The organism is Kitasatospora sp. NPDC056731 (assembly GCF_040687675.1).
In the GTDB taxonomy this organism is placed as follows: domain Bacteria; phylum Actinomycetota; class Actinomycetes; order Streptomycetales; family Streptomycetaceae; genus Kitasatospora.
On the sequence record NZ_JBFBNR010000089.1, the window covers coordinates 1 to 10,392 of the forward strand.

Consider the following 10,392-nt stretch of genomic DNA (forward strand, 5'->3'; position numbering starts at 1 on the left):
GAGGCGGGGCTGCCGGGGGACTTCGCGGAGCTGTTCTCGGTGATCCTGGACGGTCGTAACGCCTCGTTGGGGGACGGGGTGCGGCGGGCGTTGGGGCGGGAGCCGCGGGACTTCGCCGACTTCGCCCGCGAGGCCGCCGCCTCGGGCGTGTGGAACGTGTGAGCCGGCTCGCCGGCGGCGGCCCGAACAGGCCGCCACCGGGCGGGCGTTGGTCGTGTATCCGGACATAACAGTGGAGGTTTGGCCATGTCGGACGGCAAGCAGGTCTGGTCGAGTGAGCAGGGTGTGGGCGCGCTGCCCGGGCACATCCGGGGCTTCGGGCTGATGCACGTGGCGATGCGCCGGGACGCCGCGCGGCTGAGCGCGGCCGCCGCCCGGGGTTCGTCCGCGGGCGGCTGGGGGCCCTCGGCGGCCCTGGCGGACTGGTTCGGCCGACTGCGGGCCGTCATCGACTGGCACCACCACAGCGAGGACGAGATCCTCTGGCCCTTCCTGCGTGAGCGGCTGGCCGGCTTCGACGGCGGCGGCATCCTGGAGCAGGACCACGAAGCGCTCGACCGGACGATGCGCCGGGTGGCGGAGGTGCTGTCCGCCCGCCGGATCGCCGAACTGCCGGATGCCGCAGCGGGGTTCGAGAACCTGATCCGCGAGCACCTGGGGCACGAGGAGCCGGTGGTGTTCCCGGCTCTCGCGGGCCTGCCGGTGGACGAGTACCTGCGGGTGGAGCGGCGGATCATCCAGAGCGCGCCGGGGCAGGTCATGACGTACCTGCAGCCGTGGATGTTCGACGGCGCGGACGCGGCGTCCGTGCGGGCCGTGTCGGCCACCATCCCGGGCCCGGTGCGGCTGATCGGCCGTACGGTGCTGGAGCGCCGGTACCGGCGCACCCTGAACCCGGTGCTGTGACCGCTCGCCCCTTCCGACTCCCCCGGGCACTCGCCGACTCCGCAAGTGCCTTGGTGTGAAGCAGGGTTCCGGTTGTCGCGGTTCCGTTGCGGGTGGCGCCGCACGGTGGGTGGTGTCGTTCGTTCCGCTGTTCGCCGGCACCGCGTTCTGCGGGGCCGGGAGAGTGAAAAGGGGTCCTGTGATGCGTTCGGATCAGAGGTCGGCACCGGTGTCGTACGCCGTCCCGTCGGCCATCGGCGGTGTGCGGCCGGGGAGTTCACCGCACGGCGGAACGGCTGGGCAGGGCCGCGCCGCCGGGCCCGTCCTGGCGGGCGCCACCATCGCGATGGGCCTGATGGCGGGCCTGTTCTTCGCCTTCGACGTGTCCGTGATGCCGGGCCTCGCGGCCGGGGACGACCGGACGTACGTGACGGCGATGCAGCACATCAACTCGTCGATCGAGAACGGGATGTTCGGCCTGGTCTTCGTCGGCGCCTTCGCCGCCACCGGCGTGGCGGCCTGGCTCCAGCACAAGGCCGGCCGGCGCCAGGCGGCGCTGTGGGCGGCCGGGGCGACGGTGCTGTACGTGGTGGCGCTGATGGTCACGATGGGCGTCAACATCCCGCTCAACAACGAGCTGGCGGCGGCCGGAGACCCGTCCCAGATCCACGATTTCGCGGGCGTGCGCGCCAAGTTCGAGGGCAGCTGGGTCGCTGCCAACATGCTCCGCACGCTGCTCTGCACGGCGGGCCTGGCGGCCCTGAGCCGCTCGCTGGTCCTGCACGGCCGGTTCAGCCGCCTGGGCCGCTGAGCGGCCCGGCCGCGCGCGCCGCAGGGCTGCGCGGCCGCGGGGATGCCCGTCCGCCTCGTGCGGGCGGGCCTTCGTGCGTTTCGGGTGCGGCGGGCCTGCTGCCGTCGGGCTCGGTGGCGGGGCGCCCGAGTGCGCCGGGGCGTGCGCCGGTGCGCCGGGCCAGTGCTGTCGGTCAAGTCGCGTGGGGCGTCCTGGACTTGGCGATCCGGTGGCTATGGGTGGAGCATGGGCGGGCCCGGTCGTTGCGGCGCGCTTGCGCCGCTGCCGGGCCGTACGGTGGTCGGCGTGTCCGGTGAGCTGGAGAGGGGGCGGGGTCTGTGGTGGCGGTGGTACGTCCGTACCTGATCCGGGGGAGAGCGGTTCCCCTGGCCAGATATCTGGCGGAGGAGGACATCGAGGGTCTGGTGGCGTGTTCGTGCATCGGGAACGAGGTCACGATCGACCTCGTGGACACCCGGATCCTGGTGACCCTGGCGGACGTGGCCGGGGCGGTGCGACTGAACTTCGACATGGTCCAGGACGGTCCGGCCAAGGCGCGTTCCTGGTCCCGGCGCCTGCCGGGCGACGCGGGGCCGGGCGAACTCGCGGCGCGGATAGCCGTGGACGTGCGGACGCTGGCCCGCGAACTGGCCCCGCTGCGGCGCAACCCCCCGCGCAGGCCGGGAGAGAGCGGGCGGTAGGCACGGCGACGGCCCCGGGCCCGGCAGCGTGGTGCTGCTGGGCCCGGGGCCGTCGCCGTGGTGGCCGGCGCGCCGCGTCGACGCGCGTTAGAACGTCACCAGCCAGGACAGGCTCCCGGTGAGGTGCTCGCGCAGCGCCGGGTCGGCCACCGCCGGGGTGGGGTCGGTGGCGACGGCCGTGAGCAGGTGCGGCCGGGAGCGGGGGCCGCCCGGGCGGAGGGCGGCGAGGTCGGGGGCGGTGCGCCCGCGCTGCCCGGGCAGCTCGCGCCCGTCCAGGAACCAGCGCAGCCGGGTGCCCGGGACGGGCAGGTCGACGGTGAGGCGGCTGGCGGAGGTGAGCCAGGTGTCGGTGGAGACGGGACTCGTCAGCGGGGTGGCGTGGCGGTAGAAGCCGGCGATCATCGCCTCCCGTCCGGGCAGGTTGAACTCCCGCCCGAGCGAGCGCATGATCGAGTTCTCGGTCGGCCGGTACAGCCCCGTCGGGTAGTAGCCGCCGCCCTCGTACGCGCCGACCGTCCCGCCGTCGGGGGACGTCCGGCCGAGCCAGCGGGACCACTTGGTGCCCTGGGCGCGCATCCGGTCGGCGGTCAGCGTACTGATGTTGGCCTCGGCCGGCTCCGCGCCCTGGTAGGTGCCCTGGCCGTCGTACGCGTACTCGTCGGCGAGCTTGCCCAGCGAGTGCCCGGTCTCGTGCACCGCGATCTGCCCGGACTTCGCGTTGCCGCCCGCCACGGTGGCGATGCCCTCGTAGCCGAGCGAGGACTTCACGTCGTTGTAGCCCGCGCCGCCGTACTTGGTGCTGTTGGCCACCACGATCACCAGGTCCGCCTGCGGGGCCTTGGCCGCGTAGCGCTCGACCGCCTTCTCGTCCACGCAGAGCAGCCGCTCCACCCCGTCGCACCAGAAGTACGAGCCCAGCGCGGTATGCCGGACGGTCGTCTGGTCCGGATCCCCGGAGACGCCCGACTCGGGCGAAACGGCCGACACCGCCCAGACGTTGAACAGGTTGCGGTAGGTGGCGTACGGCTCGACGGCGGTGATCTCGCGCCACTTCTCGGCCGCGTCGCTGCGGAACTTCTCCTGTTCCTGCGCCGCGTAGCCGTCCCCGATGACCACCACGTCGAGCTTGGCGGCCGGATCGCCGTTGCGCACCAGCGCGGTGACGTCGCCGTCGTCCTGCATCGGGGCCACGCCCTGGATGCGGGGGCCGGCCGTGTACGGGGAACCGGAGGGGACGAGGGCCCGGGATATGCCGCCGTCCTCGCCGAACACCTCGACCGGGTGCCGGCCGTCCGTCGGAGCGGCTATGGGGGCGGCGCCCGTCGTGGTTCCGGGCGGGGCTGCGGGTGCGGCGAGCGCGGGGGCGCCGCCGAGGAGGGCCGCGGCCAGGGCGGCGGTGAGGAGGGTTGCGGCGGTTCTGGTCCTGCGGCTCCTGGTACTGCTGGGCATGGGTGGCCTCCCCGGTGGTGGCGTGAGCGGGAGGTGGCAGCCTATTTCCCACGTTGAGAACCTGACAACTGTTTCCCACGTTGAGAACCTGACAACCTGTGAGGGGCATTCCGGATCCGCTCCGGGCCGCTACTCCACGGACATCCCGCTGATGACGGAGACCGCGAGCAGCCAGGCCAGGACGGCCAGGGTCACGGTCACGGGCAGCGGCCAGTCCATCAGGAGGAGCATGGCGGCACCCACCAGCGTGGTGACCGCCACGGGGACGGACATCCCGGCCGGGACCCACCAGGAGCGCACGTTCGGCCCGAGCAGGCCGCCCGCGATCAGGGCCGTGCCCGCGCCGACCAGCAGCGCCAGCTTCAGGACGGCCAGCCACAGGGTGTGCGGATTGCGGGCCCGGTGCCCCTGGTAGTCGACCTCGACCACCTGGCCCCTCCAGACCGTCAGGTTCACGACCGTGCCGGTCCGCACGTCGTCGTAGAACGCCTCCCCGACGTCGTAGGCGCCGGTCGGAGCCTTCTCGCGGGCCACGGTCAGGGTGTACGAGGTCGAGTCGCCGTCCCGCTCCACCGCCCTCTTCGTCACCCGCCCGCTCTCCCGCAGCGTGCAGTCCACCCCGGGCCCGATCGCCGGAGCGCCGCAGACCGGGGCGCCGCGATACGCCCACCCCTCGTGGTACGCGGCGACGAACCGCGCGAACCCGAGGCCGACCGCGGACAGGCCGAGCAGCAGGAGCAGGGCCTGCACCACGACCCGCAGCCTCAGCGCGGTGGCCCGCCCGCGCGGCCGGGCGTCCTGCGGGCCCGGCGGCTTGCCGAACAGCGTCATCGGACTCCCCCTCGTCTGGACGTCGGTCGCCATGCGGGCCGACGCCCCGGCACGCCGTGGGCGGCTCCGGGGGCGGCACGGACTTGGATGATGCCAGGGACAGGGGTAAGGCAGGAGGAACCCGGCACCGCTGTAACGGACTTGTGCCATGCCGGGGGTGCGGGCGGTGCGCCGGTGCCCGCGTGTTTTCGGCCGTTCCGGGCGCGGGCGGACCACCTCGGCCGCCCCATCGGCGGTGCCCCGTCGCAGGAATTCGTGATCGACGGGCCAAGAGGCCTGACCAGGCCGGGGTAGACGCATTTTCCGCCGTCATATGCTCGCGGATCCGACCGCTCCCTAAAGTCACCGCAGACAGAGCGCCGGGCTGCTCTCCGAGCCGCCGCCCGGCGCCCCCACGCGCACCACCGACCCCGAGGACGGACAGCTGTGAACAACCGGACCAGGAACAGGATCGCGGGCGGCCTCGCGGCGTTCGCCACGGCCACGGCGCTGGGCCTCGCCGCGGCCCCGGCAGCACAGGCGCAGACCGCCTCCCCGGACGCGCTGCAGAGCATCAACTGCAGCACCGGCACGTTCGGGAGCGACGGCACCCAGCAGTACTTCAACATCTCCTGCTCGGGCACCGGAACCACCAAGTGGTGGGTCAACGTGAGCTGTTCCGACGGCTCCACCCGCACCGTGGGCCCGTACACCACCTTCCTGAACGTGCGCGTCTACTGCCCGCCGAACACCACCGCCCTGAGCGGCTGGGTGAGCTACACCCCCTGAACCCGGTGGCGCCGGCGGCCCGGCACACCCCCCGTGGGTGTGCCGGGCCGCTCGTCTCCCGACCCCGACCGGTCTGGTTCGCGGTCACACGTCCCAGGTGACCGGGAGGCTCTTCACCCCGTAGATGTCCGCGGTCTCCGGCCGCAGACTGACCTCCTCCGCCGGTACGGCCAGGCGCAGCGTGGGGAAGCGCTTGACCAGGGCGGTGATCGCGACGCTCAGCTCGACGCGGGCCAGCTGCTGCCCCAGGCACTGGTGGACGCCGTGGCCGAAGGCCAGGTGCCCGCCGTACTGCCGCCGGAAGTCGAGCACGTGGGGATCGGCGAAGCGCTCGGGGTCACGGTTGGCGGTGTTGTACGACAGGATGACCGTCGTGCCGGCCTTGATGGTCTGGCCGCCCACCTCGACGTCCTCCAGCGCCGTCCTCATGAACGACTTGGCGACGCTCAGGTACCGCAGCAGTTCCTCGCCGGCCCGGCCGGTGAGCGTGGGATCGGCGCGCAGGTCGGCCAGCTGCGCCGGGTTCTGCAGCAGCGCGAAGGTGCCCAGCGCCAGCATGTTCGCGGTGGTGTCGAGCCCGGCCGCCAGCAGGATCAGGCTGACGCCCCTCAGCTCCTCATCGGTGAGGTCGCTGTCCATGAGGTCGCTGAGCACGTCGTCGGTGGGGTTCGCGCGCTTGGCGGCCACCAGCTCCGCGAGGTACTGCTGGGTCGCCGTGTAGGCCGCGATCAGCTCCTCGTCGCTCGTCTCCCCGTTCACGAACGAGTCGATCTGCTCCTGGAAGGAGCCGCGGTCCTCGTACGGCACCCCCAGCAGCTCGCAGATCACGATGGCGGGGATGGGCTTGGCGAACGCGGTCACCAGGTCCGCCGACGGCCCGGCCGCCTCCATGGCGTCCAGGCACTCGGCGGTGATCTGCTCGATGCGCTCGGTGAGCAGCCGCATCCGCCGCACGGTGAACTTGCCCACCAGCGGCTTCCGGTAGCGCCCGTGCTGCGGATCGTCCATGAGGAGGAACTCGCCGGGCGGCGCCGGAGGAATCTCGAAGTCGCCCACGTTGATGAGCTCCTTGCGCGAGCTGAACCGCGGGTCGGCCAGGACCGACCTGACCAGCTCGTACCCGGTGATCAGCCAGCCGGCCGCCCCGCCGGGGTGGGTGTAGCGGCTGATCGGGCCGTGCCGTCGGGCGTCGGTCAGCTCGGCCGGCGGGTCGAAGGGGCAGCCGGGCGGGCGCGCCGTCGGCAGCGTGGTGACGGTGTGGACGGATTCACCCATGACCGTTCCTCATCTCGCGAAAATGCGTCTTCGGGACTATTCGAAAGCTACGTTGCATTCAGCATGGTCGCAATGAGTCGTAGGAGTTTTCCCTGTTCAGCGGCGGTAAATTGATGCAATGACGCTGAAGTCGAATGCAATGCCGCATTGCAATGAATGAATGCGAAGGCAATACTGGCGGCATGCCAGGAGGACGACTGACCCAGCAGGACCGTCAGCGCATCGCGGCCGGACTCGTCGACGGGCTCTCCTACGCCGAGATCGCCAGACGGCTCGACCGGCCGACCTCGACGATCAGCCGGGAGATCGGACGCAACGGCGGCCCCAGCGGCTACCGGCCCGAACAGGCGCACCGGGCGACGGCCCAGCGCGCGCGGCGCGGCACCCCGGCACCGCCACCCGCGGACGGGCCCTCGGGCAGCCCGACGGGAGAGGAGATCATCGACATGGCGGTCAGGACGGGGCTGCCGAGGATGACGGCGCGCGTGCACGTCGACCTGCTGCTGTCCGAGGACGGCAGGCGCACCGCGGCCGAGCTGACCCGCAGGCTGAACGTCAGCGCGGCCTCCGTCTCCGTGGCCGTGAACTACCTGGTCCAGCACGGGTACGTCCGGCGCGAACGCGACCCGCAGCGGCGTCGCGACATCTACGTGGTCGACGACGAGGCCTGGTACCACTCGATCATGATCGGCTCGCGGGAGACGCTCGGGACGGCGCAGATCGCGATGACGGCCGCGGCGGAGTTCGGGCCCGACAGCCCCGTGGGGCAGCGGCTCGCCAGGGGCGGGACGTTCCTGGAACGCGTCATCCAGGACATGGTGGAGTCCGCCGACCGCTGGCGTCACCTGTTGACGTGACCTCGTGGCGTTACATCAACTCGCTTTCCCCGCAGGCCAGGTGCCCGTCCGGACCGGTGAGGGGAGTGCCGGCCCGGCCGGTTCGGCGCCGGGGTAGATTCCCGGGCATGACGACCACCGACCCGCTGAGCCCGGTCTCCCGTACGGCCCTGTCCGTCGCGCTGGTGCGCGCCTACGAGAGCTCCCGCCCCGAACCGCTGTTCACCGACCCCTACGCCGCGGCCTTCGTCACCGCCTCCGGCATGCCGATGCCCACCTCGGGACCGGAGAGCGGCCTCGCCAAAGGCCTGGTGGTCCACGGCATCCTGCGCACCCGCTTCTACGACGACCGTCTGCTCGCCGCCGGCGCGGACCAGGTCGTCCTGCTCGCAGCAGGCCTGGACGCCCGCGCCTACCGGCTCGACTGGCCGTCCGGCACCCGCCTCTTCGAACTCGACCTCGCGCCCGTCCTGACCTTCAAACAGCACGTCCTGGACGAACTCGGCGCCGACCCGGCCGGCGAACGCACCACGCTGCCCGGCGACCTGCTGGACTCGGACTGGCCGCGCCGCCTCGTCGAAGCCGGCTTCGACCCGGAGCGGCCCACCGCCTGGCTGGCCGAAGGACTGCTGGTCTACCTCACCGCCCCCCAAGCAGCGGGCCTGCTCACCGCCGTCGGCACCCTCTCCGCGCCGGGCAGCCGACTGCTGCTCGAAAAGGGCCGGGACGTGACCAGCACCCCGCAGGACCCGACCCTCGCCCACATCACCGACCTGTGGCAGGGCGGCCTCGGCCCCCAGACCCACGAGTGGCTCGACGCCCACGGCTGGAACACCCGGCTCACCTTGCTCGACGAGGTCGCCGCCGCGTACGGCCGCCCCTTCCCGCCCGGCTCGGGCCCGAGCACCACCGGCTTCATCGAAGCGGTGCGCACGGCCGACAACGGCCCGGTCGGCCCCGTCCGTTGAGGGCGAGCGCCCGGGCGGGGCAGGTCCATGGGCCGGGGCTCCCTGTCCTGTCCCTCGGATCGTCCCTCTGACCGGATCCGTCAGTTGTCCCCTCGCCCCTGCGTCGGCCTCGCTCCTGCGCCGCACGTGGGGGCGGGGCCTGTAGGTCCTGCGGCGGCCGGTTCGCGGTTCGCGGTTCGCGGTTCGGTGGTGCTGCGGTGCTTCGGTACTGCGGTGCTGCGCGCTCAACCGGTCGTCGTCCCGTGCGGGATGGTGAGGGTCGTGAGGAGGATGGCACCGGTGGTGGTCCAGCGGCCGTGGCAGCGACCGGGCAGGTGGGGGTGGTGGGCGGTGAAGGTACGGTCGGGGTGGAGGCGCACGGAGATGCCGGCCAGGCCGGTCCAGCGTCGGGTGAGCGGGTAGCAGGCCTTGTAGGTGGCCTCCTTGGCGCTGAAGAGCAGGCGGTCCCAAGGGACTTGGCCGTGAGGAAGCCGGCCGAGCCGGTGGCGCTCGTCCTCGGAAGCGGTGAGGGCGAGGACCCCGTCGGGGAGCGGTAGAGCAGGCTCGGCGTCGATGCCGAGCGAGACGACATCGGCCGTGTGCGCCGCAGCGCAAGCGGTGTAGCCGTCGCAGTGGGTGATGCTCCCGACGGTCCCCGACGGCCACTCGGGGGCCCCGCCCGGCCCCGGGAGGAGCGGGGCTGGCGGGTGGCCGAGCTGGGCGAGAGCACGACGGGCGAGCGTACGGGCGGCGGTGAACTGCCGCTGCCTGCGGGGCGATCGGCCACTGATGTGGGCGCGCTCCGCAGGAAGGAGCGCGCCCTGGGGCGGCGGCCCGAAGGCCTCGGTGCAGTGGACAGTTGGCGGCAGGAGCCTGCCCAGCTCGGTGGTGAGGGTGGTGGTGGTCACCGCTGCGAAGTGAGTGTGAGTTGGTGGATCTGGCGGGCGAGTTGGTGAGGGGCTTCGAGCGGGAGGATGTGGCCGGCGTCGGAGAGGGTGTCGACGGTGGTGTTGGGGAGGTGGGTTTGGAGGGTGCGGATGTGGGACTGGCCGACGGAGGTGTCGTGGGTGCCGCGGAGGATCGTGGTGGGGGTGGTGATGTGTCGGAGGTGGGGGGTGTGGTCCATGGTGCTGGTGGAGGCGAAGGCGGTGAGGCGGGTGTGGGGGTCGGTGTTCGCGAAGAGGCGCCGATTGGTCTCCTGGGTGTGAGCGGGGGTGTTGGGGTGGAGGGTCTTCTTGAGGAGCTGGCGGCCGAGCCGGGGGTTCCTGAGGGCGCGTTGGAAGGCCTTCGTCTTCATGATGCGGAGTTCACCCGGAGGGGTCTGCTGGTCGTCGGCGGCGCTGGCGGCGAGGAGCAGGCCGACGAGGCGCTGGGGCGCGGTGCGGGGGGCGTCGGCGTAGAGCTGGGTGGCGTAGGCGAGCGCGGCGTAACCGCCGCCTGAGTGGCCGGCGACGACGACGGGGCGGTGAGGGGCGAGGGCGTCCGCGACGGTGGCGAGGTCGTGCCCGAGTTGCTGGATGGTGAGGGCGTTGGAGCCAAGGGTGCTGGTGCCGTGGCCGCGCTGGTCGTAGGCGGCGACGGTGTGGCCCTGGGCGGCCAGCAGCCGGGCGGTGGCGTGCCAGACGGTGTGGGTGGCGCCCCAGCCGTGGGCGAGGACGATCAGGGGCGTGGTGGTGGCGCTGGTGTCGTGGGGGTCGATGTGGGCGGGGTGGTGGATGGCGACGGTGAGGCGGGCGCCGTCGGGGGTGGTGGTGGCGAGGTCGGTGATGGTGACGTCGGCGGTGGTGGTCACGAGGTGCTCCTGTCTGCGCCTGTGGTGTTTGTGGCTTGTGTGAGTTGGTGGTTGAGGTTGGTGAGGGCGTTGTGGGTGGCTTTGGTGTGTTGGTTGGGGATGGTGTGTTTGGGGAGGA

Annotated in this window: 11 protein-coding genes and 1 pseudogene; 7 read left to right on the forward strand and 5 right to left on the reverse strand. The window is 72.4% G+C overall.

Features of this window, described 5'->3' with window-relative positions:
* The 4 genes and pseudogenes from AB0R04_RS38580 to AB0R04_RS38595 form a co-directional block, all read left to right on the forward strand.
* Positions 1-162 (forward strand): annotated as a pseudogene (locus AB0R04_RS38580) (NmrA family transcriptional regulator); the annotation flags it as partial.
* 84 nt (positions 163-246) lie between these two features.
* Positions 247-906: a hemerythrin domain-containing protein gene (locus AB0R04_RS38585; protein WP_363378822.1), complete on the forward strand. Its 660-nt coding sequence runs from the start codon at positions 247-249 to the stop codon at positions 904-906.
* 181 nt (positions 907-1,087) lie between these two features.
* Positions 1,088-1,696, forward strand: coding sequence for an anthrone oxygenase family protein (locus AB0R04_RS38590; RefSeq protein WP_363378824.1), 609 nt, complete (start codon positions 1,088-1,090; stop codon positions 1,694-1,696).
* Between the two features lie 446 nt (positions 1,697-2,142).
* Positions 2,143-2,376 (forward strand): hypothetical protein, encoded by a 234-nt coding sequence (locus AB0R04_RS38595; RefSeq protein WP_159398300.1) that lies wholly within the window; start codon positions 2,143-2,145, stop codon positions 2,374-2,376.
* 87 nt (positions 2,377-2,463) lie between these two features.
* Here the strand turns inward: AB0R04_RS38595 and AB0R04_RS38600 are convergent, their stop codons facing one another.
* Positions 2,464-3,825, reverse strand: coding sequence for a M64 family metallopeptidase (locus AB0R04_RS38600; protein ID WP_363378826.1), 1,362 nt, complete (start codon positions 3,823-3,825; stop codon positions 2,464-2,466).
* Positions 3,826-3,954: 129 nt separating this feature from the next.
* Positions 3,955-4,656, reverse strand: a complete 702-nt coding sequence (locus AB0R04_RS38605; protein WP_363378827.1) for a hypothetical protein — start codon at positions 4,654-4,656, stop codon at positions 3,955-3,957.
* Between the two features lie 426 nt (positions 4,657-5,082).
* Here AB0R04_RS38605 and AB0R04_RS38610 point away from each other — a divergent pair, with 426 nt between their 5' ends.
* A complete protein-coding gene (locus AB0R04_RS38610) occupies positions 5,083-5,424 on the forward strand; it encodes a hypothetical protein (protein ID WP_063345830.1) in 342 nt (113 codons plus the stop codon).
* 84 nt (positions 5,425-5,508) lie between these two features.
* Here AB0R04_RS38610 and AB0R04_RS38615 read toward each other — a convergent pair whose 3' ends face one another.
* On the reverse strand, positions 5,509-6,699 hold the full coding sequence (locus tag AB0R04_RS38615) for a cytochrome P450 (RefSeq protein WP_363378829.1): 1,191 nt from the start codon (positions 6,697-6,699) through the stop codon (positions 5,509-5,511).
* A gap of 182 nt (positions 6,700-6,881) precedes the next feature.
* On the opposite strand from AB0R04_RS38615, the gene AB0R04_RS38620 reads away from it, so the two are divergent.
* Both AB0R04_RS38620 and AB0R04_RS38625 read left to right on the forward strand, forming a co-directional pair.
* The gene (locus tag AB0R04_RS38620; RefSeq protein ID WP_363378831.1) at positions 6,882-7,556 is read left to right on the forward strand and encodes a helix-turn-helix domain-containing protein; all 675 of its coding nucleotides are present in this window, start codon (positions 6,882-6,884) and stop codon (positions 7,554-7,556) included.
* A 107-nt stretch (positions 7,557-7,663) separates the two neighbouring features.
* Positions 7,664-8,503, forward strand: coding sequence for an SAM-dependent methyltransferase (locus tag AB0R04_RS38625; RefSeq protein ID WP_363378833.1), 840 nt, complete (start codon positions 7,664-7,666; stop codon positions 8,501-8,503).
* A gap of 224 nt (positions 8,504-8,727) precedes the next feature.
* Here AB0R04_RS38625 and AB0R04_RS38630 read toward each other — a convergent pair whose 3' ends face one another.
* On the reverse strand, positions 8,728-9,390 hold the full coding sequence (locus AB0R04_RS38630) for a 4'-phosphopantetheinyl transferase superfamily protein (RefSeq protein ID WP_363378835.1): 663 nt from the start codon (positions 9,388-9,390) through the stop codon (positions 8,728-8,730).
* Positions 9,387-10,274 carry an alpha/beta hydrolase gene (locus tag AB0R04_RS38635; protein ID WP_363378837.1) on the reverse strand — a complete coding sequence of 296 codons (888 nt, stop codon included), beginning with the start codon at positions 10,272-10,274 and terminating at the stop codon, positions 9,387-9,389. Before AB0R04_RS38635 ends, AB0R04_RS38630 begins: the two co-directional genes overlap by 4 nt.
* Between the last annotated feature and the right edge of the window lie 118 nt (positions 10,275-10,392).